The organism is Azotosporobacter soli (genome assembly GCF_030542965.1).
GTDB classification, from domain to species: Bacteria; Bacillota; Negativicutes; order SG130; family SG130; genus Azotosporobacter; species Azotosporobacter soli.
Window position 1 is genome coordinate 1 of the sequence record NZ_JAUAOA010000018.1, and the last position, 25,784, is coordinate 25,784.

The following is a 25,784-nucleotide window of genomic DNA, read 5'->3' on the forward strand; positions in this document are numbered from 1 at the left end:
TGAACTGCACCCCCAAAGTTAGACAGTATAGTATACTGAAAATAACTTTGGGGGTGATTTTATGCCAAAAGGGATACCGAATCAAAAATACACTGGGGAATTTAAACTAAATGTTGTAGAAACAATGCATCGAGAGAAATTAAGTTATCGCGAGATAGCACTGCAATTTGGTATAAGTAGTCACAAGCGTGTCTCCAACTGGGAACGAATCTATCTGGAAGAGGGACCTGAGGGACTTTTCATAGAACGTCGAGGGCGTGGAAGCAAAGGTCGTCCTATCGGGTTACCAAAAAAAACAGAAGAAGACTTACTTGCTGAAGTCCAACGGCTGCGAGCGGAGAATGCCTATTTAAAAAAGTTGAAGGCCTTGGTTCTAGAAGAGGAACGCCAAAGCAAAAGGCGCAAGTGATTTGGGAACTGAGGCATGAACATAAGATTTCTCTGCTGCTTGAAGTATCCAGTCTGCCGCGCGCTACCTATTACTATTATGCGAAAAAAAGTACGGCAGTTGATAAGTATAGCGCGGTTAAAGAACAGATTACTGCAATCTACACGGAAAACAAAGGTCGCTATGGCTATCGACGTATCACGAATGAACTGCACAATCGCGGATATGTCATTAACCATAAGACAGTACAACGGTTGATGAAAGAACAGGGTATCGTCTGTCGGGTTCGGATGAAAAGATATTGCTCCTACAAGGGCGAGGTTGGCAAAATAGCTTTCAATCTTCTCGAACGGAATTTCGAGGCTGCAAAACCGAATCAGAAGTGGGTTACTGACGTTACAGAGTTCAAGTTATTTGGGCAGAAGCTGTATCTGTCACCGATACTGGATCTATGCAGTCGTGACATTGTCAGCTATGTTATTTCAGATCGCCCGGCACTCTCTATGGCACTGCGTATGCTGGATAAAGCATTTGCCAAGATTCCAAACAACTCGAATCTCATTCTTCACTCAGATCAAGGCTGGCAATACCAACACAAACGCTATCGGCACGCACTCAAAGAAAAGGGCATTTCCCAAAGTATGAGCCGAAAAGGGAACTGTCTGGATAATGCCGTTATGGAAAACTTCTTCGGAATACTAAAGAGTGAACTTCTGTATCTACAGGAGTTTGACTCAGTTGAACATTTCAAGTCGGAGTTGATCGATTATCTCGACTACTACAACAACCGACGCATCAAGACAAAGTTAAAGGGTTTGCCACCCGCTCTACACAGGCAGCAAACCCTTATGGCTGCTTAAAATAAATAGTTGTCTAACTTTTTGGGGTCACTTCAATTTGCCGGGACTTTTTTTGACGGAAAAAATCATTTCCGCTGCCAAGCGCCGCTGCCTAAGCTGACGCCTGAGAGAACCAGGAAAAGAGCGGCGATATGATGCCAGCCGAGCGGTTCGTAGAGAAAGAGTGCCGAAGCGAAGATTCCGGCAATGGGAATGCCGTTTTGAAAGAGCGAGGTGTTGGAAGCGCCGATGCGTTGAATGCCCCGGTTCCAAAGGTAACCTCCCAGCGCGGTGCTGCCGAAGCTGGAAATCAGCAGCATGATTAGCGGCCAGGCGTCCTTGATATTGCCGTAGCTCCAAGCATCACCGCTGCAGAGCGTTAAGAAGATGAGACCGGCGGCGGCCAATGGATGACTATAGGCGGTGACAATCAGCGGTGAGACGAGGGTGGTGGCTTTTTTTACGCAGAGATAACCAAGGACGGCGGCTAGGGTGGCTGCAAAAATTAACGCGTCGCCAAATGGCGTGGCGATCGAATGCGTGTTGCCGGAAACGACCAGCAATACGCCGCAGAAACCGAGAATAATGCCGATGATTTTGGCGGCGGACAACGGCTCGGCGGCGTAGCGGCTGGCCAGTAAAGCTGTCACCAGTGGATTCAAGCCGAGCAATAAGGAGGCGTGCGTTGCGCTGGTATTGGCCAGACCGAAGGCGAGAAAAAGTTGATGGACTAAAATCGAAAAAAAGGCGACGCCGATAATCGGCCACCAGGCGCGGCGCGGTACCGCCAGCTGCGATGAGCGGAGAATGGCTGGCAAAAGGCTGAACGCTGCCAGAGCCATGCGGATCGTCGCGAGCGCCAACGGCGGAAAATAGCCGAGCAGGTATTTAATCATCACGACGTTGACGCCCCAAAGGATGACGACAAACGTTAAAATAGCATAAGTCATACGATGTTGTTTCATGATAAGACTCCGTTTCTGCGTTAGCGGGAAATGGCGCTTGCTTTAGCGCGCAGTGTGATATATTGGTTCAGCAAGAGGCCGCAGGCAATGAGCAGTCCGCCGAGTATGCGCGGCCATGGCAGCGGAAAGGCGCAGTAATAGTCAAGCAGCAGGCCGCCGATCCATTGGCCGAGGAATAACAGCAGCGAGGAAGCGAGCAGTGCGGTACGCGGCAAGAGATGGTTGAGCGACATTACGACCAGCACGCCGATCAGGCCGCCGGTCAGCGTCCACCAAGGCAGTGCGGACAGTTCCGTAAACGGGTGGAGCGCTGCCGGAACGGCAAGGAATAAAAGCGCGGCGGCTGCGCTGCCGACGACATGGTTGATGAACGAGCCTTGCAGCGCACCGATTCGTCTGGCGAGCGACAGATTAATCAGCCAGGAAAGGACGCCGATCGCGCCGCTGGCCAGACTGAGAAAAAGATAAGTCAGCATGCGGATAACTCCTTTCTAACCAAGACCAAGCAGGACGATTCCTGCCAAAATGAGAAGAAAACCCGGTAGATGGCGCACCGTCACCGCTTCGCGCGGTGAACCGCCGATCCCCCAATGCCCTGCCGCTGCCGCACACAGGGTCTGTCCGGCGAGCGCTCCCGCCAGCGTCAGCGTCGCTCCGGCGAATTGCATACAAAAGCTGCTGAGTCCGACCATCATAACGCCTAGGAAACCGGCGCTGTACAAGAACGGGTTGGCAGGAAAATTACGCAGCGGGCGGCGCAGTGCAAACAAGAGGGCGGCAGCGCATAGCGTGCCGAAAGCATGCACCCAAAACACGGTAAAATACAGATTGCTTCGCGCTGCCAACGTTCCGTTAATGGTCAGCATCGCGGCAGATAACAAGCCGATGCAAAAAAGAGCGCCGTAATGCAAAATGATCGCCTCCTAGAGCAGCATTACTGGTTTTTATTTTCCTGGTGAAACAGCCAGGCGGAAATTAAAGCGGTCAGCGGGATCGAGCAAATGAGGCCGATACTGCCGGTCAGCGCGCGTGCGACCTCTGTGGCGATCAGACTGAGATTGAAGATCTTCAGCGGTGAGACCTGAGGTTGCGACATAATCAAAAGGACAAGCGGCAGTGAACTGCCGACATAGGCGAGGATCAGCGTGTTGGACATCGTACCCATGATGTCGCGGCCGACGTTCATGCCGGAGATAAAGAGCTGCTTGCGACTGATTTCAGGATGGGCGGCGGAGACTTCGCGCAGCGACGAAGCGATAGAAATCGAAACGTCCATTACTGCGCCAAGTGCGCCGAATACCATGCCGGAAAAAAGAATGCCCTGAAAATCGACTTGGGATAAGGTCGCTGCTTTGAGCAGCATTGCTTCTTCACTGTCGAGGCCGGTCAAGTGCATCAATTTAACGCTGGCGGCTGACAGGAGTCCGGCAATAATTACGCCGCTCATCGAACCAAGCAATGCCGCGACCGTCTTACGCGACCAGCCGCTGATCGGCAGATGGGTGAGGACTGCGATTACCGCGCAGACGCTGACGGTAAGCGCGGCTAAATTCCAAGAGCCTGAAAGGACCTGGCCGATGTAAAATTTGAAGATGATCAGCAGCGAAACGCCGATCACGATGACCGATTTCAAACCGACGATGCGAGCGAATACCAAGAGCACCAGGACGAATAATCCGACCAGATAATAGATATAGTCGAGACGGTCAAAGTCGCTGATGTTGTAAGCGGTCTTGCCGAAATCATGGCTGACTGCGACAATGACCTTATCGCCGGGCTCTACCTTCATCTCATAGGCCGATTTGCCGGAGACGTAATTGATCGTGTCGATTTCCTTGCCGATGTCCGGTCCGCTGGTCAGGCGAAAGTGGACCATCATGCCCTCGCCAAGCGCCGCTTTTTTCTGCGCGGAAAGTTCGAGCGGCGTGACGCTCAGTACAAGACCTTTTTCATATTCGATGGCTGGCGCCGCAGGAGCGGCTTCGGCCGAAATGGAAAACGACAGGCTGAGCAGTAACAGCAAAAAGAGCGATAAACGTTTCAAAATGGAATTCCTCCTTAGTCAAGATGGTTGCAATGCCTTTTTATCATAGCATATCAGGCTTTAGGTTCCTATGCTTTCGGCGATTTTTGCCGAGGGTGCTGACAACGCGCTAAAATCGTGGTAAGGTATGGACTATGAGATTTATCTCACGTAAGGAGGTGAGCAGAGAATGAAAGAACTTACGGTTACGTATCTGGAACATAGCGGTTTTGCTGTGCGCTGCGCTGACGATCTGCTGGTGTTTGATTATTTTCGCGATCCGGCCGAACGACTGCCCGTGCTGATTGAAAAGGCGAAGCGGATTTTGTTTTTTAGCTCGCATGCGCATAGCGACCACTTTGTCGCCACGATCGGCAATTGGCAAAATCAGGTGCGCGCCTATATTTTAAGTGAAGACATTCATGCGGTTAGCGGTATGGGCAGCGTAGCGCATGAAAAAATCATTTACTGCAAGCCGTACCAACGGATTGCGCTCGACGACCTAACGATAGAGACGTATGGCTCGACGGATGCAGGCGTTTCGTTTTGCGTTGCACTAAACGGCTGGCGCATTTTTCACGCCGGGGATCTGAACCGCTGGCACTGGACCGGCGATACGCCCGCCAATCGTAAGCAAGCGGATGCTGCATGGCGTCGCGAACTGGCGAAAGTGGCCGGTTTAACGATGGATTTGGCTTTTTTTCCCGTTGATCAGCGTCTGGGTGAGTACCGGGCGGCCGGCGTGAAGGAGTTTTGCGATCAGGTCAGGGTAAAGCAACTGGTTACGATGCACAGCAACGGTGCGCCGTGGCAGCCGCCGTTTGATTTTCCCGTTCCGGTCTGGAGTCCATTGCATGCCGGAGAAGAATTTGTCATGCAAAGATAAAATGAGGATGAAGAAAGAGGTTTTTTATGAGAAAAAATGGAACTGTGTTGCTGACATTACTAGCTATAGTTCTCTTGGTTTTGACCGCGGGCTGCGCTGGCGTGCCGTCCCAACCGGCAAAGCCTGATAAACCGGTTGAACAGGCTCCTGTGCAAACGCCAAGCGGTAAGAACCCGATCGCGGTATTTGAAACGTCGAAGGGAACGTTCAAGGTGGAATTGAATGCCGATAAAGCGCCGCAAACGGTGAACAATTTTGTCTCGCTGAGCCGCAAAGGCTTTTATGACGGACTCATTTTTCACCGCGTCATCGACGGTTTCATGATCCAGGGCGGCGATCCGAAAGGCAATGGTACCGGCGGACCTGGTTACAGTATTCCGGACGAGTTCAGCAAGGACCTGCGCCATTCGGGGGCGGGTATCCTGTCGATGGCGAATGCCGGACCGAACAGCGGCGGCTCGCAGTTTTTCATCACGCTGGCTCCCACGCCTTGGCTGGACGGCAAACATGCGGTATTCGGCAATGTGAGCGAAGGTCTCGATGTGGTAAAAATGATCGGCAAGGCGAAAACCGGGCCGCAGGACAAACCGGTTGAAGATATCGTGATTAAGAAAATAACGATTCAAGAAACGCCCTGATGACCGCTTACACCTATTTGCTGCGCTGCCGGGACGGCAGCCTGTACGGTGGTTGGACGACGGATCTGGAGAGTCGTATTGCAGCGCATAACCAAGGCAACGGCGCAAAATATACCCGCGGTCGCGGGCCGGTCACGCTCGCATATCACGAAGAATTTGACACGAAGCAGGCCGCGCAGGCCAGGGAATATGCAATTAAAAGGTTGACGAAACGCGAAAAGGAAGCTTTGGCGGCTGCCTATGCGAAAAAGGAGTAGTTCCTCTTGGAACTGCTCCTTTTTCTCGGATAGAGGAATTTTGCCAAAAGAGACGGAAATAGTAGAGAAATGCAGTGAAGGAGCAAAGCAGTGAAGAGCAGAGAAATGAAACGACGAAGCGTAAAAATGATATATGCAGCCATAATAATTTTTAGTTTGATGGTTTCGATCGTATCGGCAGCGGAGCAAGAAGACAGCGTGGAAGCACGACTGTACAGCATGTCGCTCGAGCAAAAGGTCGGGCAGCTGATGATCGGCTTTTTCCGTGGCCCGGTTCTTTCTGACGAATTGGCAAAGCGGCTGGAGACGCTTCACCTTGGCGGCGTGATTTTATATGGCGTCAGCGGCAATGTGGAAAATCCGCGGCAAATTGTTGCACTAACGGATTCGCTGCAGCTGCAGATGCGCACGCAGGGCGATGTGCCGCTTTTTATCTCGATCGACCAGGAAGGCGGCAGGGTGACACGATTGACGCAGGGAGTAACGGTCTTTCCAGGCAATATGGCGCTGGGAGCGACCGGCAGTGAAGAACTCGCGGCTAAGACCGCACAGGTGATAGCGCGTGAGCTGCATAGCATCGGCATTAACATGAACTTTGCGCCGGTCGTCGATGTGAACAGCAATCCGGCTAATCCGGTGATCGGCATTCGTTCGTTCGGATCGGACCCGAAGCTGGTCGCGAGACTGGGAACGGCAATGCTTGCGCCTTATCGCAACGAGCAGGTCCTTTGCGTGGCCAAACATTTTCCAGGACACGGCGATACGGCGGTCGATTCGCATCTCGGACTGCCATTGGCCGGACAGACGCGCGCTGAGTTGGAAGAGACGGCGTTGTACCCGTTCCGTCAAATGATCCGATCCGGCGTTCCGGCAGTCATGACTGCGCACGTCGTCGTACCGGCGCTCGATGAAAGCGGTCTGCCGGCGACGCTTTCGCCGACGGTCGTCGGTTTATTGCGCCGGGAAATAGGCAGCGGCCTGATCATAACCGATTCGCTCAGCATGGGGGCGATTGACCAGCGCTGGGGCATGGAGGAGGCGGCGGTGCAGGCCTTTCTGGCCGGCGCGGATTTGCTGCTCTTTGGCGCAGATACCGGACATGAACCGGCCGAACAGGCGGCGATTCATCGTGCGCTTTTGGCTGCGTTAAAAAGCGGGCGAATAACAGAGAAGAGGCTGGATGAATCTGTGCGGCGCATCTTGCAGAGCAAGGAGCGCTACGGATTGTTAGATGCAGCGCCAAAGGCGGCCGATGAAGCGGCGTTGAAGGAATTGGCTTCGCCGGAGTATTTGGCGGTGGCGGAGGAAGTGGCGAAAGCCAGTATCACGCTGTTGCGTGACAAAAATCATTTGCTGCCTCTTGTGCAGGGCGGAAGTATTCCGCTGCTATGGCCGAAGGAGTATAGCGCCGCCTTGCCGCCGCTTCTGGCGCAATGTCCGAATTTAAAACCCTGTTTGCTGCCGCTCAACGCGACAATTACTGATGTGCCGCTTGCGTTTCGTCAGGCGCCGTTGATCGTTGCCGGATCATACAATTTGTACCGTAACCGGCAGTGGCTCGAACTACTTAAAGCGCTGCCGCAGGAGCGTATGCTTATAGCGGCGATGGGCGTGCCGTATGACAGCGATTATCTGCCCGGCGTTTCAACATTTTTAGCGGTTTATGGCGATCAACCGGTGAGCGTTGCGGCGCTGGGTGCGGTATTGGCGGGGCGTCAGGCCGCGCCTGGTCGTTTGCCGGTTGCGGCGGGAAAATAATCTGCCGGACAGGCAGGAGTTTCTCTCTCGGGTAGTAAATTAAGAAAGAAAGACGGCGTAAAGGTGGAGGGGACACAGGATGGTGAATTGGACGCACAACAATGAATTTCTTGAGAATTTATATGATGGTGTCTACGGCGTCGATGACAGCCGGACGATCTTGTTTTGGAACCGTGCGGCGGAAGAGCTGACCGGTTATAAGGCGACGGAGGTCATTGGCCGTTTTTGCTATGACGAAATATTGTCGCATCTCAATGAACGGGGCGAGCGGCTTTGCGGTAAATCGTGTCCGATGCTCAAGACGATGGCGGATCAGCTTGTACGTGAGGAGCAGGTTTTCCTGCGTCACAAACAGGGGCAGCAAATTGCGGTGAATATGCGCTTTATTCCGGCGACCGACGATCAGGGAAATGTCATCGGTGCGATGGCCTTATTCGTCAAATCCGGCACGCCGACGAATCCGAGTCAGATTAAAGAATTGATGCGTAAGGCTTTTCTCGATTCATTGACAGGCCTGGCAAATCGCGAGTATATGGAGAATAAGGTGCGTATGCTCCTAGCTTCGGAAAATGAACGCGGCAGCCGCTCCTTTAGCATGCTCTTCTTTCAGTTGGAAAACTTGCGCGAAGTCAATGATGAGTTTGGCATGAGCGTAGGCAATGAAGTGCTGAAGATTATGGCCAAGACGATTGCAGAAAACATGGATGACGGCGATATCCTCAGCCGCTGGCAGGGCGGATTGTTCATGCTGCTTTGCTACAAGAGTCAAAAGGGAATGCTACTGAATTGGGCGAACAAAGTGCGCGACTTGATCCAAACAGCCGGGCAAAAATACAAGGAGGAGCTTGAACTGGCGATTTGCGTGGGCGGTGCGATCGCGCATACCGGTGCGACGGAAGAATATTTATATAAGACGCTGGAAGAACAGATTAAAGCGAGCCGCCATCAGGATAAAGGGCTTGAAATTGTAGGTTAATGGTTTGCCTCTTATTCCGGATGTGGTAAAGTAGATAAGCGGGATAGGGTAGGAATAGGAGAAACAGGAATGATGGCTAGGAAAATCATTGTCAATCAAACGTTAGTGACGACGCTGCTCCAGACGAAGGTAGAACGGATTGCCGATGAATGCGGCGTGAGCGCTGTCTTTGTTGAATGTCGGCTGCGCAAGGACCGTCGCTGGCTGAATGAATTTGAGATTCACGGCGAAGCCGGAAAGGTTGACGGTTTTTTCGTGCGGATTAAAGACTTGGAAGTGCATTAAGAATTGCTTTGAACAGAAGGCGACGTCGCGGCGGAATAGTTGCGGCAGCGCCTTCTGTTTTAACAATATTGTAATAACCATTTAAACAATAACTATTATTTTCATGGACATGGCGCTTTTGACAAGGAAAAAGGAAAGGGTGAGATGATGCGGGAAATTGATATGAAAAGTTGGTCGAGAAGGGAACATTATCAGCTGTTTTACACATATGCCAAACCGTATTTCAGTTTGAGCGCACAGCTCGATCTGACGCAATTTAAGGCATGGCTGAAAGAGACGGGACGTCCGTTTTTTCCCTGGATGGTCTATCTGGTCAGCCGTGTGGCCAATGAAATGCCGGAGTTTCGTCAGCGCATACGTGCAGGAGCCGTCGTGGAACATGATGTCGTGCATCCGTCGTTCACAATTATGCTGCCGGATGAACGGTTTGGCTTTTGTGCGACGCCTTATCAGCTCGCGGGCGACGCATTTGTCGAAACTGCGCTGGAGCGGATGGCGGCTGCGCAGAACGGTGCACTGCTGAGCGATGACGGCGATGATTTGCTCTTTATCACCAGCGTTCCCTGGGTTGCCTTTAACGGCATCAGTCATGCGATGCGAGGCGACGACAGTGACGCCGTCCCGAGGATTGCCTGGGGAAAATATGAGCAGGTCGGCGAACGTTGGAAAATGACGCTGTCAGTGCAGGTTCATCACGGGTTGGCGGATGGTCTTCATCTCGGCCGTTTTTTTGCGCGCCTACAGGCTTTCTTGACGGAACCGGCAAAATGCGTTGAAGGATGCAGCACGGTATGATAAGCTAAAAGGAAAGAATAACCAATGCGTAAGAATGGGGTGATCGCTATGTTTCCGGCAGAATCGATTTGTGTCGTAGGCAATGCAAAATCTTCGCAACAGGGGCGTTTTTCCATTTGCTTTATTGTGGATAAGGAATCGGGACTTATCGTTGATTCAAGCAGTACGACGGCGATGGAACTGACGCGGGATTTTCTCCGTTACCTTTTTATCGGCAAGAGTCTGCAGGGCGATGAAATGACGACGATTGCCGAGATTGAAAGCCGTTACTTTGGTTCTTCCATTAATGCGGTCGTCACGGCGTTTAAGGATGCGCAGCGCAAATTCGCCAGCATCAAGCGCGGCATTCCGCTGCATCTGACCGAATAACTGAAACTGACAAGGGCTGGGAAAGCAGGGAGCTTTCCCGGCCTTGTTGCTATAACGGCAGGAGTTTGTCGGCAGGGCGAGAAGGTAGTGGCAAGAAGAGAAGCGAGAGGGGGCTGCCTATGCGACGACCGGGATATGGGTTCATCATAGGGCGCTTTCTAACAGGCATACGTTTGGTGCTGCATATTTTTTGGCGTTTTTATCGCCTGAAAATCCAGAGTATCTTTAAGGACAAGGCCTGGATCGCGCTGCGGCGCGAAGCGTTATATGTGCAGACGGCCAAGGAGTTTTGTAGCGCGGCGGCAGCGATGGGCGGGCTGCTGATCAAACTGGGCCAGGTACTGAGCTCGCGCGTCGACTTGCTGCCGCGCAGCGTGCTTATTGAATTGGCTCACTTGCAGGATGAGGTGGCGCCGGTCGCGCTGCAGGATGTGACGGAGGCCGTCGAAGCCGAGTTCGCACGTCCGCTCTTAGAGGTCTTTTCTTTTTTTGAAGCGCAGCCTCTTGCTTCCGCGTCATTAGGGCAGGTTCACCGGGCCGGTTTGATCAGCGGTGAAAAGGTTGCGGTCAAGGTCATGCGTCCTTATATGGAAACGATTATTGCGGTCGACTTGACCGTGTTGGCGCAGGCGGTACGTCTGATTAAACTGTTTACCGACTGGGCGAACTTTATTGATATCGATCGAATTCACAGCGAAATCAACGAGACATTTTGGCGTGAACTGGATTACCTGCAGGAAGGTCGCAGCGCCGAACTGATCGCTGCCAATTGCAAAAGCGATCCTGGCGTACGCGTGCCGAAAATCTACTGGTCCTATACGACACGGCGCGTTCTGACGATGGAGTATATGCAAGGCGTCAAGATCACCGATTATGAAGCGCTGCAAGCGATCGGCGTCGACCGTCGCGCGTTGGCAGCGCAGCTGATCAAGCTGTATGTCGGCCAGGTCTTGGTGGATGGTTTTTTTCATGCGGATCCGCATCCGGGGAATCTGTTCGTCGATGAACAGGGGCGACTGATTCTGCTTGATTTCGGCATGACCGGCAGCATCACGGCGCTGACGCGTGAAATATTAGCGGAACTGGTCGTTGCCGCCGTGCGGCGTGATTATCTTCAGGTCGTGCATCATTTGAAGCGTCTGAACTTTTTATTGCCTGGAGCCGACAATGAAAGCGTGGGCAAGGTCGTCGGCCAGTTGATTGAACATTTGTTGGGCGATGAGCGTACGTTTACGGATGCGGCGCTGCGTGAATTTATTGCGGATCTGGAAACGATGCTCTATGAGCAGCCTTTTCAATTGCCTGCCAGTTATGTCTTCCTCGGGCGGGCGCTTGGTACCGTTTATGGTCTTTGTCTCGGACTGGATGCGGAGTTTAAATTTCTTGATGAGGCCAAGCCTTATCTGTTGCAGTTTTCTCGCAGCAACGAAAGCGTCTGGCAGGAAGCGGTGAAAAAATCGACCCAGGCGGCCGTTTCCCTTTTGGAATTGCCGCCTTTGGCGGAGCGACTGTTGCGGCGCACCGAGCGGGGCGAAATTTCGGTTCGCGTGCCGCTTACGCGCTTGGAGGAGCATTTGGGCAATATCGTGAAAATGCTGCAGGCGCTTGTCTGGAGCGTACTGGCGGGCGGAATGACAATCGCCTGCGCCTATTTATATGTACATGGCTTCGAGTTTGAGGCGAAGAGCGGAGCCGCACTGCTCTTCCTCTTGGTCCTTTGCCTGCTACGCCGTGAACGTGTGGCGAAGCGGCGATTTCTTACCGCCGGATCAGGTGTAAAAAAAGAATAGCGTTTGTTTTGTCTGAGACAGCAGAGCACAAAAAAAGGGAGCATCACAAATTCATGTGGTGCTCCCTTGCGGCTGTCGACAAAACGAAATCAAGAGGAACGTTTTTACACGAAGAGTTGAAGAAGGGAAGGCGGGAAGAGTTTATTATTACTCTTCCACTCTTTCTAACGGGCCGATAGGATCGGCCCGCTTCGCTTCTTCGTGTTATCGTTTATTTTCATTTCGTGTCCATTTTATTTTTTCAATTGTCCACACTCGAAAGAGGAAAATCAGGCCAACGTTTTTTTGAATTTCAGCAGACTGAGAAATAAAGTGGCGATGATGAACGAGGCGAGCGCAGCGGTCTGCGACCAAAGAAACTCGATGCCGATTCCCTTGAGTACGATGCCGCGCATGATTTCAAGATAGAAGGTCAGCGGCAGCAGTTGGCCGAGATGAAAGAAAAAGTCCGGCATTGCGGCGCGGGGGAACATGAAGCCGGAGAGCAGTACACTGGGCAAGAAAACGGCAAAGGAAAGCTGCATCGCCTGCATCTGCGTTTTGGTCACGGTCGAGATCAAAACGCCGAGCGAGAGCGACGCGACGATGAACAGCGTCGTCAGAATGTAAAGAAGCGTGAGGCTACCCAAGAACGGCATGTCGAAAACCAAAATGCCGATCATCAGGGCCAAGGTAGCCTGAACGTAGCCGACAAAGATGTAGGGAATGATTTTTCCCAGCATCAGTTCATACGATTTCATCGGCGTGACGATCAGCTGTTCCAACGTGCCGCGCTCACGTTCGCGTACGATGGCCATCGAGGTGATCATGACCATCGTCATCGTCAAGACGATGCCCAAAATGCCGGGGACCATGTAGTAAGCGGAAACGAAGTCAGGATTGTACCAGGGACGGATGCGAACGTCATAAGGCTGCTCGAGCAGACGTCCGCCGCTGCTTTGCAGTCGTTTCGTCAATACCTCCTGTGATTTCAACTGCCCGATCATTTGCGCGGTGCTGATGGCGGAAGATGCCGACATCGAGTCGGAGGCGTCGACGATTACTTGCAGCGCTGCGCTGCGTCCATGCTTGACGTTTTCACTGAAGTCAGGCGGGATGATGATGCCGACTTTGCAACGCCCGCTTTCGACCGCAGCCGTCACGTCCTGATAGTTGGCGGCGGTTGCTTGGATGTCAAAATACTGACTGGATTCGAAGGCGCTGAGGATATCGCGCCCTTCCTGCTGTAAGGACTGGTCAAAAACAATGGTCGGCAGATGTTTGACGTCCGTGTTGATTGCAAAGCCGAACATCAAAAGCTGAAAGATCGGAATGCCGACTAACATGCCGAAGGTCAGACGGTCGCGGCCCATCTGGATGAATTCTTTTAACAACAAAGCGCGCAGGCGGATCATCCGATCAACTCCTTGCGGTTGGTTTTTACGTAATGGACGAACACGTCTTCGAGGCTGGGCGCAATCACGCGCGGCGCAAACGGAGCAAAAGCTTCCACTTGCTCCGCTTGCACCAAAGCATGCAGACTGGTGCCATAGGGGTATAGATCGAGGCAGGGCAATGTAGCGGCTTTGATGGAATCGAAGAGCGCCATCGGCGTTGTGGTCGGCAGTTCAAGCAACGTGCCTGGCAACGCTTTCTTTAAATTTTCCGGCGTATCATCGGCAATCAATTTGCCTTCAAAGATGAAGCCGATCTTATCGCAGTGTTCCGCTTCATCCATGAAATGGGTCGTAACCATCACAGTCGTCTTGGCGGCGGCCAAATCATAGATGATATCCCAAAATAAGCGGCGCGATTTGGGATCGACGCCGCCGGTCGGTTCGTCAAGAAAGAGCAGCGGCGGCTGGTGCAGGATCGAGCAGCCGAGCGCCAGCCGCTGCTTGAAACCGCCGGACAGACTGGCGGTCAAAGCCTGACGCCGGTCCTGCAAACCGGACATGACTAGCATTTCATCGATGCGCGCCTGTTTGCGTCCACCGGATAGATTGTACATTCCGGCGTAGAAGGTAAGATTTTCGTGCACGGTCAAATCATCGTACAGGCTGAACTTTTGCGACATGTAGCCAATATGCTGCCGAATTTCTTCCTGCTGTGAACCAAGCTCCAGACCTAAAATCCTTCCTGTGCCGTGAGACGGAGCCAGTATGCCGCAAAGCATACGAATCGTCGTTGATTTGCCGGAACCGTTCGGGCCGAGAAAACCATATATGCTGCCAGCAGGGATGGAAAGATTTACTTTATCAACTGCGACAAAGTCGCCGAAGGTGCGGCTCAATTCATGTGTGTGCAGTGCGAGCGTCAAAGCATATCCTCCTTTCCCGAGAGCGCCACGAAGACATCTTCCAAAGTCGGCGTTATTTCGCGCAGGGAAAGCAGCGGAATGTCGTTCGCTGCCAGCTGTGCACGGATCAGCGGAAGTGCGGCGTCGGGGTTCTTGACGGCGATATGGTATTTTTCGCCGAAGGAATCGATATCAAGCAGATAGTCGCCGTGCAGATGACGTCGGACATCTTTCGCGGCGGCATGAAGTTCGAGCAGGCGGTGAGGATAGGCTTGCTTCAATTCAGCGGGTGTGCCGAGCGCGGCCAGACGTCCCTGATGCTGAAAGGCGATACGGTGACAAAGTTCCGCCTCTTCCATATAGGGCGTGGAAACAAAAATTGTCATGCCTTCCTGGTTTAGATGATAGAGCATATGCCAGAATTCACGGCGTGATACGGGATCGACGCCGGTTGTCGGTTCGTCGAGAAAGAAAAGTTTTGGCCGGTGCATCAGGCCGGCGGCCAGCGCCAGTTTTTGCCGCATGCCGCCGGAGAGCTGATCAGCCAAACGGTCTTTGAATGGCAAAAGATTGGTAAACGTCAGGATTTCATGCCCCAAACGGTCGACCTGAGCCTGTTCGGCGCCGTAGAGCGCGCCAAGCAAGCGAATGTTTTCCATCACCGTGAGGTCGCCGTAGAGGCTGAAACGCTGCGGCACATAACCGAGCTGACTTTTGACGGATTCCGCGCTGCTGCTCTCCAAAAGGCGAATCGAGCCGGACGAGACCGGCAGCAAGCCGAGAATCAGGCGAATGAGCGTCGTCTTCCCAGCTCCGTCCGGACCGACTAAACCAAAAATTTCGCCGGGCCGGACATGCAGCGAAATGCCGTCTACCGCCGTCTGGTCATTAAATTTTTTAACGACTTGCTCCAGGCGGATCATGGGATGACCACATCGGCCGGCATGCCCGGCTTTAGCAACCCATCGGCGTTGTCGAGCCGGACTTTGACCGCGAATACCTGGTTGGCGCGTTCTTTTTGCGTGATGCTTTGCCGCGGCGTGAATTCGGCATTTTGACTGATTTCTTTAATGCTGCCCTTGAATACGCGCGTCGGAAAGGAATCGACGCGGACGTCCACCGCTTGCCCGATGCGCAACAGTCCCAATTGTTCCGACGCGATAAATACTTTTACCCAGCAGTCGTTCATATCGCCGACTGTTGCGATCGCTGCGCCGGGATTGACGTATTCGCCTGCTTCAAAATTTTTCGTCAGAACCAGACCCGACAGCGGACTGACGATAAGAGCGTCCGCTAAGGCGGCCTTGCTTGCAGCGACAATCGCCGCAGAACGCTCCACTTCCAGGCGCTGCGCAAGAATCACGTCGCTGCGGTTGCCGGATTGAAGCAGACTTTGGCGTGCACGGGCAACGGACAAGGCATTATTCGCCACTTCGTCGCCGGAGCGAGCCGCGTCGAATTGCTGGCTCGAAATCGCACCGCTTTGATAGAGGCGGCTATAGCGTTCAAAATCACTATGCGCTTTTTGGTATTGCGATTCGGCGGCGGCCAGATTGGCCGTCGCTTCATCCAACTCCTGACTGCGCGCGCCTTTTTCCAGATCGGACAGTTGAGCGCTTGCTTTGCTGAGACCGGCTTCGTCGCGCAGCAACTGCGCTTCCAAATCCGGGCGGGAGAGAATGGCAATGCGCTGCCCGGCTTGGACGGCATCGCCTTTTTGCAGCGTGAACTGCGTCAAATAGCCGTTCGTTTTCGGCATGATGTCGGCGCGGGTGACTTCGATTGTTCCGGTCGCGGTAATTCCGGTTGGACGATTGCCGAGCAGCTTGTAGGCGGTGGCTGCGCCTAACGTCGCAAACAATAAAACGGCGATGATGATTTTCTTTCTGTCCATGCGTTTACCTCCTGATACCGTTCAGATAAATGTGTAAGGCTTGCTCGATATAACGGACGTCGTGATCTTGTCGTTCGGGGAAAAAAGCAGTGGCAAACGGTTTGGCAATGAAATAAAAATTCAAGATGCCGACAAGCGATAATGCGGCATACGCCGGATCAATATCCGATTTGAATTCACCGCTCGTGCTGCCGCTGGAGATACAGGCATGAAGAAAGTTGTAAAAGCGTTGGATATGTTTTTTGACAACACTTTCAAAGCAAGGCGTCGGATTGGCCAATTCGTTGTGCCATAAGCGGAGAAGGTAAGGATGACGCCGATGAGCCGCCAAAATAAGCTCGGCGTAACAGGAAAGACGTGCTGTCATGTCGGCAGGTAAATCGCTCAGTGAAGGCAACGATTCCGATACACTGGAAAACTGATTTTCCAGTACCGCCGTGTACAAGCCTTCTTTACCGCTAAAATAATAGGAAATCAATGCACTGTTTACAGCGGCGGCATCGGCCAACTGGCGGATGGATACGCCGCCGAGGCCTTTTTGCGCAAAGAGCGGCGTTGCCGCGTCGAGCAGGCGGATTCGGGTATCTTGTTCCATGTTGGCCTCCAATTAATTAATCGATTGATTAAAAGATACTGCAGTTGCAAAAAAATGTCAATTGCTTTAGGCTTTTTTCTTATAATAAAAAAGAAAAACCAAAGAGGCACTCGGTCGAGCCCCTTTTGGTTTTTCTGATTGGCAATGCTTGTTTGCTTAGTTTGTGAGAACTGTGAAGGAGAATTTGCTCAGAACTTAGCTGTGAGTGCGTCGAGTTGACTCAGTGCGACGTCGAAGCTGGCGTCGCCTAAGCCCATATTGGTGCCTTCGCACACCAACGTGTGAAAGTTTTGAATGCCAAGGAAGCCGAAGACATGCTTCAGGTACGGCGTGGCATGGTCGAATGTGCTGAACGGAATTTCCTGATACAGACCGCCGCGCGCTTGAATCAAAAGGATCGGTTTGTCGCTCAGCAGACCAACCGGACCGGTTTCCGTGTATGAAAACGTTTTTCCGGCGATGACCAGATTGTCGATATAAGCCTTTACCATAGGCGGAAAAAGAAAATTCCACATCGGAGCGGCAAGGATTACTTTGTCGGCTGCGAGAAATTGATCCAACAATTCATTCATTCTGCCGACTAATTTCAATTCAGCGGGCGTGTGGTTTTCTGTCTTTCCCCAGGCGGAAAAAACCGTGCTATCGATAAAGGGAATGTCCACTGCGTAAAGATCGAGACGTTCGATGCGGTCATCGGGGTGCCGTTTTGCATAGGCTGTGAGAAAGGCTTCCGTGAGACGCAGCGTATACGAAGCGTCGGTTGGCTTGGGATTGGCTGTCACTACCAGTACTTTTTTCATGAGGATGCCTCCTTTGTTTTGAAAAAATAGGGGGTGACCGGATAGGGGCCATAAGTCAATTTTAGTATTGCTTACAAAAAATGTCAAACAATAGTGTGCGCTTGTTTTAGGCGTTGGCAGGTATTTTTTTGTTGCAGGTAGAATATTATTTTTAGGCAGCAAGATGGATTTGTTAAATTGAATTTGCGAAATGGAGACGGATTGATATGAAAATCAAACGAATGGATGCGACGATCAGTACCGATAAATTACAGGAGTCGAAAGAATTTTACATGAAGCATTTTGGCTTCCGCTTAGTATATGAAGGAGATTGGTATGTTGAACTGCTCTCGCCGACGCTTAATGCCGGAATCAGTTTTACCTTACCGCAGCGGGAAGCGGGAGAATTTTTTAATGGCCGCGGCTTGATCTTGTCGTTTGAAGTGGAGGATGTCGAAACGGAATTGCAGCGACTGAAAGATGAAGGACTGCTGATTTATCAGGAATTGCAGGACAAGCCTTGGGGGGAACGCAGCTTTATCGTGAACGATCCGAATGGCGTTCATTTGTATATCTTCCAATCTATCGAGCCTACGCCGGAGTACAAGGAAATTTATGCGTCGTTTCAAAACAAATAACGCGGACGGCAAAGCAGAGGACTGACAGGAGAGAAACTAGATGACATTGACAGAATTCACCATCCGCATTGCCTGCGCCTTCTTACTGGGTGCGGCGATCGGATTTGAAAGGCAGTGGCGACAACGGATGGCCGGACTGCGTACCAATACGCTGGTCGCGACAGGATCGGCGCTGTTTGTCGCTTTGGCGGCGTTGACCGTTAACGATGCCAGCCCCAGCCGTATTGCCGCGCAAATTGTCTCCGGCATCGGTTTTTTGGGAGCCGGGGTCATCATGCGTGACGGTTTTGATATCAGGGGCTTGAACACGGCGGCGACGCTTTGGTGCTCGGCGGCCATCGGTGCATTGACCGGTTCTGGTTATCTGGTGGAAGCGATAATGGGGACTGGCGTCATTTTAGCCGCTAACGTACTGCTTCGACCTTTGGCGCGCAACGTGAACCGCCATAGCGTGATCACTGGCGAAGAAGAAGTACGATATTCGATTATGATCATTTGCGATGCCGGGCATGAAGCACAAGTGCGCGGCCAGATGCTGCAGGCGTCGGAAGGCGACGGTTTGTCGCTGATCGGTTTACATAGCCAGGAATTGCGCAACGATGCCGCTCAAGTCAAGGTGGATGCGAAGATGGTCTGCGTCGGGCGCATTGATGCCGTCGTGGAGAGTCTGGTGGGGCGGATCCGCCTGACGGAAGGTACGGCAGCGGTCAGCTGGCAGGTCGATCTGTAAAGAGACGCTTGTGTTCTTTTTCTGAAACAGGTATAATCCAATAATGTGTCATCGGCGACAAGGCGACTGCGTCTTGTCGTTTCCGTTTGTCAGAAAAGAAAAAATGAAGTGATGGAGTTTTGCATGAAAGAGCTGGTTACCCTTTTAGCATATGGAACCTACTTGTTTATGGGCGGCATTGGAAGCTTGAACAGCCTTGCGATTCTTGAAATGGGAGAAACGTTTCAGGTGGACAGCGGTGTGATCAGTTATTGGTTGACGCTTGGTTCAATTGGAACGACATTGGCTGTGTATGCCAACGGTTATTTACTGAGTCGAATCGGACCGCGCCAGATTGCGTTGACGGCTACGGCGTGCGCCGCCGGCGGTTGTCTGCTGGTGGCATCGGCAGGCAGCTTGCTGATGTTGGGTGAGGGAATCCTGCTTGGCGGCATCGGCATCGGTCTGATGTCTTCGGCAGCCAACTATCTGCTCGTGGCAACGCATAATGAGGAGGAACGCACCGGTAAATTAATGCTGGTTAACTTTTGCTACAGTTTGGCTGCGATTTTAACGCCGCTGTGGGCAGGCTGGTTATTGGCCAAAGAATGGAGTTGGCAACCGCTCTATCAAGGCTGTCTGTTTTTTGTCGTGTTATGGCTCGTGCTGGCTAGGCGTTTGCCGAAGCAGCCGCTGCCGCAGGCAAAACAGGAGGACACGGGCCGTCAGTCATGGCCAATGCGCGTTTATTTGGCGGGAACGATTTTTGTTCTGTACGTCATTGCCGAAGTTACCTATTTTAGTTGGCTGGTTGTTTATTTGCGCGAAGCGGCCGCGTTGGATGTGAAAAGCGCAGGCATCGCGCTGTCTCTGTTTTGGGCTTGCATGGCGGCCGGGCGTTTGACGTCCGGATTACTGGGGCGTTGGTTGCCGCTTAGAACGTATTTGGCGATATCGCTCTTAGTCGCAGCGTTTGCCTATCTTGGTCTGCTCTTGGCGCCGGGCAATCGTTTAGCTTGCTTTATCTTGACAGGGCTGGCCGGCCTGGCTTGCTCAGGACTCTATGCGGCCTTGCTGGCCTTTGGCACGCAACAGGCGGAACAGGCTACGCCTTCGCTGATTTCTTTCTTTTTGGGCGGCGGTTCGATTGCCGGTATTGTCTCCGGTGCGTTTGGCGGTTTTTTGAAGCAAAGCGGCGGCGTCGATGCCTGTCTGGCACTGAGCGCCGCGCTGCTGGTTGTCGTATTGCTGCTCTTTGGCGTCGCGCGGCATCTGGAAAATGTGGAACAGGAAGAGGCGGATGCACTTCCTTCATAAATGAAATTAAAAGAAAAGGCCTCCGCGAATGCCATGCGGAGGCCCTTTCTTTCAGAAAAAACGTTCCAGCAGACTGGAAAGTGAGGGACCGCTGACTTCTTTTAAATCATAGCGAACGCGCAGGAGTGGTTTGGCGATAGAAAGAACGCGGCGTAAGTCGATCGGGGTGGCGGATAAGATCAGATCGCACGGGCAGTTTTCGATTGTTGCGGACAAATCGGCAAGCTGAGCGCTGCCGTAGCCCATGGCCGGCAAGGCTTGTTCAAGATGCGGGAAGGCTGCATAGGTATCGCGCAGACTGCCTACGGCAAACGGCTTGGCATCGATGATTTGCGCGCCGTATTGTTGGGCGGCGATGACGCCCGCGCCGTACGGTAATTCGCCATGCGTCAGACTGGGGCCGTCTTCGATTACCAATACGCGTTTGCCTTGCAGCAGCGATTCGTTTTCCACATGGAGTATGGAAGCGGCGTGCAGGATGGCGGCCTGCGGCGCCATCCGACGACAGTTGTCCTCTACTTCGCTTATCGCTGCGACCGCGGCAATGTTTGTCTTGTTGATGATGACGGCCGCAGCCATGCGCAAGTTCGTTTCACCCGGATGATAGCTGATTTCATGACCGGGGCGCAGAGGGTCGGCCACTACGATGTGGAAATTGGGCTGGTAAAAAGGAAAATCGTTGTTTCCTCCATCCCAGACAAGGATATCCGCTTCCTGCTGTGCCTCTTCTAATATGGCTTCGTAATCAACACCGGCGTAGACGACGGTGCCGGCGTTTAGATGGGGTTCATATTCTTCGCGTTCTTCAATCGAACAGCGCTGCAGATCCAGATCAGCCAGCGTTGCAAAACGTTGACAGCGTTGGCGTAAAAGATCTCCGTACGGCATGGGATGGCGGACGACGACGATTCGCTTGCCTTTTTCCTGCAGCAAGGAGGTAATGTAGCGGGTGGTCTGACTTTTTCCGGCGCCGGTGCGAACCGCGCAAACCGAGATAACCGGCTTTGTCGCATGCAACATGGTGCTGAGCGGACCGGCCAGACGAAAATCAGCGCCGGCCGCTAAGATGGCGGATGCGATATGCATCAGATTTAGATGGGAAATATCACTGTAGGCGAAAATAACCTGGCGGACGTCATAGGCGGCAATGAGCGAAGGAAGCTCTGCTTCCGGCCAAACAGGAATTCCGGCAGGATAAAGAGGCCCGGCCAATTCGGCAGGGTAGTCGCGCCCGGAGATGTTCGGGATTTGCGCTGCGGTAAAAGCGACGACCTGATAACTGGCGTCATTGCGAAAGCAGGTGTTAAAGACATGAAAATCGCGTCCGGCAGCGCCCATGATGATCACGCGGATTCGTTCCATCGAAAAACCTCCTAGCGGACGGGTTTATATTTGCTAAGGACGCCGAGAAAGGCTTGCATGTAAGCGGGCAAATCGGGGGGGCGGCGACTGGAGACCAGATGTTCGTCTACGACGACTGTTTCATTGAACCAAAGCGCGCCTGCGTTCATCATATCATCCTTGATGCCAGGCGTGCTGGTAACGCGTCGTCCTTTAAGGATATGGGCAGAAATTAGGACCCAACCGGCATGACAGATTTGGCCGATTGGTTTACGCGCCTGATCCATGCTGCGAACCAATTCAAGTACTGTCTGGTCGCGGCGTAATTTGTCCGGCGCCCAGCCGCCCGGAACCAGCAAGGCATCATATTCGTCGGCGCGAATTTGCTGAAAGGAAATGTCAGAAGTGGCTGGAACGCCATATTTTCCGTGATAAATAGCGCCGGCGGATTCTCCGGCGAGAATTACCTTGGCTCCGGCTTCACGCAAACGCAGCACCGGATACCAAAGCTCTAGGTCTTCGAAATCGTCGGCAATGAGCTGTAGGATTTTTCGCGGAGCAGTTGACACGGCGGATCGCCTCCTAAAAATAACAGATAGGGACTACTTCGCGTCATTCATAGCAAAACACCTGCTGTTATGGAAAAAAATACAAACAAAAAGGAGCTGGAACCAGCATGGCGAAGAGGTAAATAACTGCAAATTTGACAGCGAATTTGCATCACGCTATAATCGTAAACGGTTGTCTAGCCGGAAAAAACTGCCGAATGGCAGCGAGGAGAATAATATGAAGCGAATGTTGCGCTGGCTTATTCGAGTTTTGTTTGCAGTGCGTCTGATTCATTTTGAAAAGTTGGCGTTGCGTGGCCCGAGTATTTTGCTGCCAAACCATATTTCCCTTTGGGATGCGATCTTCTTATATCTGTTTTTACCGGAGAATGCATGCTTTGTCGCCAGTCGTGAAGTGGTCAAACAACATCCGCTGGCTTTTCGTCTCGTTAATTATGTAGAACTGGAGCCGTTTGACATTTATTCGCTTAAGAAATTGGCGGAAATGGTGCGCAGCGGACAATTGGTGGTCTTGTTTCCGGAAGCGAGGATCAGTACGACAGGAAGTCTGATGAAACTCTATAGCGGCGTCAGCTTCTTAGCTTTAAAAACCCAAGCCAGCATTTATCCGGTCATTTTTTCCGGACTGGAATTTTCCAAGTTGTCCGGCGTTAAATCGCTGATGAACTCGCGCTGGTTTCCGCAGGTCAGCATTTATCTGGGGCAGCCGGCGACCTTACCGCTACGCCCTGGCGTGAGCTTTAAGCTGCAGAAGGAAGAAATGGACAGCCGCGTGATGACGATTATGCAGGAAGCGGTCTTCGAGGCGCATAACTTGAGGAAAGAAGTCAATCTGTTCCATGAACTGCAAGAAGCGGCGCTGCGTAACGGAACCGGCAAGGTTGTCGCGGAGGATCCAAATGGAACGATTACCTATAGCCGGACGATCATTGGCAGCTATTTGCTAGGCAGCAAACTAAAGGCTTTGCTCGGTGAAGAAGAGCGGGTCGGCGTGCTTTTGCCGACATCCGTCGGACATATGGTGACGTTGTTTGCGTTATTTTATCTGGGCAAGACGCCGGCTATCCTAAACTTCAGCGCCGGCAGCAAGAATAACATCGACTGTGCGGCGTTGGCGGGCGTTACGACGATTCTGACCTCGCGCCTCTTCGTGACGAAAGCCGGACTAGAAGAGCATGTCGAGCGCTTGGCGGCGGTTTATCAAATCGTTTATTTGGAAGATCTGCGCAGGACGATTTCGCTAACGGATAAGATAAAAGCTTATTTGCGCTACAAATGGGGCTGCCGGAGCGCGGCGCGAAACGGCGAAGTTATTGTCTTTACCAGCGGCAGCGAAAGTCGACCGAAAGGCGTTGTTCTGTCGCACTATAATATCATGACGAACATCCATCAGATTGGCAGTGTGATTGACTACACGCCACGCGACATTCTGCTGAATCCGTTGCCGATGTTTCATGCTTTTGGCCTTACGGTGGGGACGCTTTTGCCGGTACTGGAAGGTATGAAAGTGTACTTGTACCCCAATCCGCTTCAATATAAAGCGATTCCTGAAATTGCTTACCAGCAGAATATAACCATTTTGCTCGGAACGCCGACTTTTTTGCTTGGCTACGGTAAAAACGCGCATAACTATGATTTTTACAGCATGCGTTACGTGTTGGCTGGTGGTGAACGGTTGAAAGAAGAGGTGCGCCTTTTGTGGGAAGATAAATTCGGCTTGCGGATTTTTGAAGGCTATGGCACTACGGAAGCGGCTCCGGTGATCAGTTTTAACAATCCGATGTTTTATCGCAAAGGATCAGTCGGCCGATTTTTGCCAGGCATTGAATGGCGCAGCGAAGCGGTTGATGGAATTGCAGAGGGCGGAAATCTTTGGATTAAAGGACCCAATATCATGCGCGGCTATTTGCTTGCCGGACGCGGTTTTGTCGCAGCCGATGCATGGTACGACTGCGGCGATGTCGTGACGGTTGATCAGGAGGGCTTTATCGAAATCAAAGCCAGGTTGAAGCGCTTTGCCAAAATTTCCGGGGAAATGATTAGCCTCGATGCGGTGGAAAAAATGGCGGAGGACTGTTTCGGCGTGGGGCAAAATGCCGTAGTCAATATCGCCGACAGCAAGAAAGGCGAACGCCTTATTTTATATACCCAGAATAAGACGGCGAGTCGGACGTTCTTTAAAGAGTATTTGCAGCTGCAAGGCCAAAGCTTACTGCAATTGCCGTCGTTGGTGGTTGTGGTTGAAACGCTGCCGCTGCTTGGCAGCGGCAAGATCGATTACGTGTTGCTGCGCGCGCAGGCGGAAGCAGGCAAAAAAGCAGGCGATGCGGTTCAATGATGCAGGAGAAAGAGGCTGTGTTTAGCAAAACGCCGCCTCTTTTCTGCTTTTTCTTATGCTATAATGAAATGGCAGGTCAAAGCAGAGCAAAAGGAGCGAATTTGCATGGCAAAAATACCGAAGATACCAAAAGGTCGCAGCGATAAAGATATGTTTGTCGGGTTTTCCGAAACGCCAAGTTTTGAAAACCAAGTGCTGGCTGAGGAAGCGGCGCAGCCAAAGGTGAAGGCGACGACGAAAAGTGCGGATGAAGGCTTTTTGACGTCAGCGCTCAAGGAAAAAGTGGAACGGGCGCTTTTGGAACAAAAACTTTACTTATATAAACAGGGAATGGTCGATTATGAAATCAAAGTAAGCTGCCAGGCGGGCCAAGTGCTCCTGACGGCAGTGGCCAAACCGCCACGAAAGGGGTAATACCATGGACGGACAGCAATTGGATTGTTTGACGCAGTGGTTTACGGCGCATGTGCGGACTTTTGACGGCGGTGATGCCGATATGAGACTGCATATCGGGCTGAAAGAAGCGCATACCAAGCGAGTCGTGGAAACGATTACCGATCTTGTTGTGGAGTTGGAATGGGAGCCGTCGCGTCAGCGCATCGCTGCAGCTGCGGCTCTGCTTCATGATGTCGGGCGCTTTTCCCAATACTCCATTTACCGCACTTTCAATGATGCAAGATCGATTAACCATGCTTTACTGGGGACGCGAATCTTGCGCGAAGAAGGCGTATGGGAGTCGGCGGGACTTTCAGAACCGTTTGTCCCGAAGATGGAGCGGGTGATCTTGTACCATAATGTGCGTGAAGTGCCGAAGAAAGAAGAGGCGGATGTGCTTGCGATGGCTCACTTGCTTCGTGATGCCGATAAGCTTGATATTTATCAGTTGATCGCCAGCGAAACGATGCCGCCGTCGAAAGAGTTGAAAAATGTCAAAATTTCTTCGAATGCGATTGTGCAGGCTGTATTAGCGGGACGCATGGCGCATCGTCGCGATATGCTGACTTCGCTCGATCAATTGCTCTTTCGCTTGTCCTGGGTTTATAACATTCAATATGCAGCGACCTTTCGCCGCTTGGTAAACAGCGGTCTCTGGCAAAAAATATCGGAACTGGTTCCCAACCAACCGGCCGCGCGCAAAGCACTGGCGCATTTGCATCAATATGTGGTCAGGCGGGCGAAGGAAAAATAAAAGCGTAAACGGGCAGGGATAACAACGCAAGAAAACGCTTTTATGTGAATTTAATTTACAGTCTGCCCTTAAACGGGCGATAATGTGTGAATTAAAAAATAAATATGTAAAATTGAAGCAGGAATTTATTTCTTGAAAGAGAATAATGAATTTTGCATACAAAACAAA

At 52.1% G+C, this 25,784-nt stretch carries 29 protein-coding genes; 17 read left to right on the forward strand and 12 right to left on the reverse strand.

What is annotated here, in order from left to right:
* Window positions 1–61 precede the first annotated feature (61 nt).
* Together QTL79_RS13575 and QTL79_RS13580 are read left to right on the forward strand one after the other, a co-directional pair.
* The gene (locus tag QTL79_RS13575) at window positions 62–409 is read left to right on the forward strand and encodes a helix-turn-helix domain-containing protein (RefSeq protein WP_346354983.1); all 348 of its coding nucleotides are present in this window, start codon (window positions 62–64) and stop codon (window positions 407–409) included.
* Window positions 406–1,248 carry an IS3 family transposase gene (locus QTL79_RS13580; RefSeq protein ID WP_346354984.1) on the forward strand — a complete coding sequence of 281 codons (843 nt, stop codon included), beginning with the start codon at window positions 406–408 and terminating at the stop codon, window positions 1,246–1,248. The genes QTL79_RS13575 and QTL79_RS13580 overlap by 4 nt, the downstream gene beginning before the upstream one ends.
* A gap of 65 nt (window positions 1,249–1,313) precedes the next feature.
* On the opposite strand, the gene QTL79_RS13585 is transcribed toward QTL79_RS13580, so the two are convergent.
* From QTL79_RS13585 to QTL79_RS13600, 4 genes are read right to left on the reverse strand one after another with little or no spacing between them, the layout of a single operon-like run.
* A complete protein-coding gene (locus QTL79_RS13585) occupies window positions 1,314–2,192 on the reverse strand; it encodes a DMT family transporter (protein WP_346355511.1) in 879 nt (292 codons plus the stop codon).
* Between the two features lie 20 nt (window positions 2,193–2,212).
* Window positions 2,213–2,668: a DMT family transporter gene (locus QTL79_RS13590; RefSeq protein WP_346355512.1), complete on the reverse strand. Its 456-nt coding sequence runs from the start codon at window positions 2,666–2,668 to the stop codon at window positions 2,213–2,215.
* Between the two features lie 15 nt (window positions 2,669–2,683).
* Window positions 2,684–3,103 (reverse strand): DMT family transporter, encoded by a 420-nt coding sequence (locus tag QTL79_RS13595; RefSeq protein ID WP_346355513.1) that lies wholly within the window; start codon window positions 3,101–3,103, stop codon window positions 2,684–2,686.
* 23 nt (window positions 3,104–3,126) lie between these two features.
* A complete protein-coding gene (locus QTL79_RS13600; RefSeq protein WP_346355514.1) occupies window positions 3,127–4,236 on the reverse strand; it encodes a YibE/F family protein in 1,110 nt (369 codons plus the stop codon).
* A gap of 169 nt (window positions 4,237–4,405) precedes the next feature.
* Here QTL79_RS13600 and QTL79_RS13605 point away from each other — a divergent pair, with 169 nt between their 5' ends.
* The 9 genes from QTL79_RS13605 (at window position 4,406) to QTL79_RS13645 (ending at window position 11,969) form a co-directional block, all read left to right on the forward strand.
* Window positions 4,406–5,101: an MBL fold metallo-hydrolase gene (locus QTL79_RS13605; RefSeq protein WP_346355515.1), complete on the forward strand. Its 696-nt coding sequence runs from the start codon at window positions 4,406–4,408 to the stop codon at window positions 5,099–5,101.
* A gap of 26 nt (window positions 5,102–5,127) precedes the next feature.
* Window positions 5,128–5,739 (forward strand): peptidylprolyl isomerase, encoded by a 612-nt coding sequence (locus tag QTL79_RS13610; RefSeq protein WP_346355516.1) that lies wholly within the window; start codon window positions 5,128–5,130, stop codon window positions 5,737–5,739.
* The gene (locus QTL79_RS13615; RefSeq protein WP_346355517.1) at window positions 5,739–5,996 is read left to right on the forward strand and encodes a GIY-YIG nuclease family protein; all 258 of its coding nucleotides are present in this window, start codon (window positions 5,739–5,741) and stop codon (window positions 5,994–5,996) included. Before QTL79_RS13610 ends, QTL79_RS13615 begins: the two co-directional genes overlap by 1 nt.
* 90 nt (window positions 5,997–6,086) lie before the next feature.
* Entirely contained in the window at window positions 6,087–7,754 is a 1,668-nt protein-coding gene (locus QTL79_RS13620; RefSeq protein WP_346355518.1) for a glycoside hydrolase family 3 protein, read from the forward strand.
* Between the two features lie 79 nt (window positions 7,755–7,833).
* Window positions 7,834–8,730 carry a diguanylate cyclase domain-containing protein gene (locus QTL79_RS13625; RefSeq protein WP_346355519.1) on the forward strand — a complete coding sequence of 299 codons (897 nt, stop codon included), beginning with the start codon at window positions 7,834–7,836 and terminating at the stop codon, window positions 8,728–8,730.
* Window positions 8,731–8,799: 69 nt separating this feature from the next.
* Window positions 8,800–9,015 carry a hypothetical protein gene (locus QTL79_RS13630; RefSeq protein ID WP_346355520.1) on the forward strand — a complete coding sequence of 72 codons (216 nt, stop codon included), beginning with the start codon at window positions 8,800–8,802 and terminating at the stop codon, window positions 9,013–9,015.
* A gap of 144 nt (window positions 9,016–9,159) precedes the next feature.
* A complete protein-coding gene (locus QTL79_RS13635) occupies window positions 9,160–9,810 on the forward strand; it encodes a CatA-like O-acetyltransferase (protein ID WP_346355521.1) in 651 nt (216 codons plus the stop codon).
* Window positions 9,811–9,834: 24 nt separating this feature from the next.
* Entirely contained in the window at window positions 9,835–10,179 is a 345-nt protein-coding gene (locus tag QTL79_RS13640) for a DUF3870 domain-containing protein (protein WP_346355522.1), read from the forward strand.
* A 119-nt stretch (window positions 10,180–10,298) separates the two neighbouring features.
* Window positions 10,299–11,969, forward strand: a complete 1,671-nt coding sequence (locus QTL79_RS13645; protein WP_346355523.1) for an ABC1 kinase family protein — start codon at window positions 10,299–10,301, stop codon at window positions 11,967–11,969.
* A 269-nt stretch (window positions 11,970–12,238) separates the two neighbouring features.
* On the opposite strand, the gene QTL79_RS13650 is transcribed toward QTL79_RS13645, so the two are convergent.
* The 6 genes from QTL79_RS13650 to QTL79_RS13675 form a co-directional block, all read right to left on the reverse strand.
* Entirely contained in the window at window positions 12,239–13,363 is a 1,125-nt protein-coding gene (locus QTL79_RS13650; protein ID WP_346355524.1) for an ABC transporter permease, read from the reverse strand.
* The gene (locus QTL79_RS13655; RefSeq protein WP_346355525.1) at window positions 13,360–14,268 is read right to left on the reverse strand and encodes an ABC transporter ATP-binding protein; all 909 of its coding nucleotides are present in this window, start codon (window positions 14,266–14,268) and stop codon (window positions 13,360–13,362) included. Before QTL79_RS13655 ends, QTL79_RS13650 begins: the two co-directional genes overlap by 4 nt.
* A complete protein-coding gene (locus QTL79_RS13660) occupies window positions 14,265–15,170 on the reverse strand; it encodes an ABC transporter ATP-binding protein (protein WP_346355526.1) in 906 nt (301 codons plus the stop codon). Before QTL79_RS13660 ends, QTL79_RS13655 begins: the two co-directional genes overlap by 4 nt.
* Window positions 15,167–16,141, reverse strand: a complete 975-nt coding sequence (locus tag QTL79_RS13665; RefSeq protein WP_346355527.1) for an HlyD family secretion protein — start codon at window positions 16,139–16,141, stop codon at window positions 15,167–15,169. Before QTL79_RS13665 ends, QTL79_RS13660 begins: the two co-directional genes overlap by 4 nt.
* Before the next feature lie 4 nt (window positions 16,142–16,145).
* Complete coding sequence (locus tag QTL79_RS13670) at window positions 16,146–16,736, reverse strand: TetR/AcrR family transcriptional regulator (RefSeq protein WP_346355528.1); 591 nt, start codon at window positions 16,734–16,736, stop codon at window positions 16,146–16,148.
* Between the two features lie 188 nt (window positions 16,737–16,924).
* The gene (locus QTL79_RS13675; protein ID WP_346355529.1) at window positions 16,925–17,536 is read right to left on the reverse strand and encodes an FMN-dependent NADH-azoreductase; all 612 of its coding nucleotides are present in this window, start codon (window positions 17,534–17,536) and stop codon (window positions 16,925–16,927) included.
* Between the two features lie 206 nt (window positions 17,537–17,742).
* Between QTL79_RS13675 and QTL79_RS13680 the strand changes: the two genes are divergently transcribed.
* From QTL79_RS13680 to QTL79_RS13690, 3 genes are all read left to right on the forward strand, one after another.
* Window positions 17,743–18,153 (forward strand): VOC family protein, encoded by a 411-nt coding sequence (locus QTL79_RS13680; protein ID WP_346355530.1) that lies wholly within the window; start codon window positions 17,743–17,745, stop codon window positions 18,151–18,153.
* Between the two features lie 40 nt (window positions 18,154–18,193).
* A complete protein-coding gene (locus QTL79_RS13685) occupies window positions 18,194–18,883 on the forward strand; it encodes an MgtC/SapB family protein (protein WP_346355531.1) in 690 nt (229 codons plus the stop codon).
* A gap of 123 nt (window positions 18,884–19,006) precedes the next feature.
* Complete coding sequence (locus tag QTL79_RS13690) at window positions 19,007–20,179, forward strand: MFS transporter (protein ID WP_346355532.1); 1,173 nt, start codon at window positions 19,007–19,009, stop codon at window positions 20,177–20,179.
* Between the two features lie 51 nt (window positions 20,180–20,230).
* On the opposite strand, the gene QTL79_RS13695 is transcribed toward QTL79_RS13690, so the two are convergent.
* Window positions 20,231–21,541 (reverse strand): cyclic 2,3-diphosphoglycerate synthase, encoded by a 1,311-nt coding sequence (locus tag QTL79_RS13695; protein ID WP_346355533.1) that lies wholly within the window; start codon window positions 21,539–21,541, stop codon window positions 20,231–20,233.
* Window positions 21,542–21,552: 11 nt separating this feature from the next.
* Window positions 21,553–22,089 (reverse strand): type 1 glutamine amidotransferase domain-containing protein, encoded by a 537-nt coding sequence (locus QTL79_RS13700; protein ID WP_346355534.1) that lies wholly within the window; start codon window positions 22,087–22,089, stop codon window positions 21,553–21,555.
* 217 nt (window positions 22,090–22,306) lie between these two features.
* Between QTL79_RS13700 and QTL79_RS13705 the strand changes: the two genes are divergently transcribed.
* The 3 genes from QTL79_RS13705 to QTL79_RS13715 all read left to right on the forward strand — a co-directional run bounded on the left by QTL79_RS13705 (window position 22,307) and on the right by QTL79_RS13715 (window position 25,616).
* Window positions 22,307–24,427 (forward strand): AMP-binding protein, encoded by a 2,121-nt coding sequence (locus QTL79_RS13705; protein ID WP_346355535.1) that lies wholly within the window; start codon window positions 22,307–22,309, stop codon window positions 24,425–24,427.
* 105 nt (window positions 24,428–24,532) lie between these two features.
* Complete coding sequence (locus QTL79_RS13710; protein WP_346355536.1) at window positions 24,533–24,841, forward strand: hypothetical protein; 309 nt, start codon at window positions 24,533–24,535, stop codon at window positions 24,839–24,841.
* Between the two features lie 4 nt (window positions 24,842–24,845).
* Window positions 24,846–25,616, forward strand: coding sequence for an HD domain-containing protein (locus QTL79_RS13715; RefSeq protein ID WP_346355537.1), 771 nt, complete (start codon window positions 24,846–24,848; stop codon window positions 25,614–25,616).
* Window positions 25,617–25,784 lie beyond the last annotated feature (168 nt).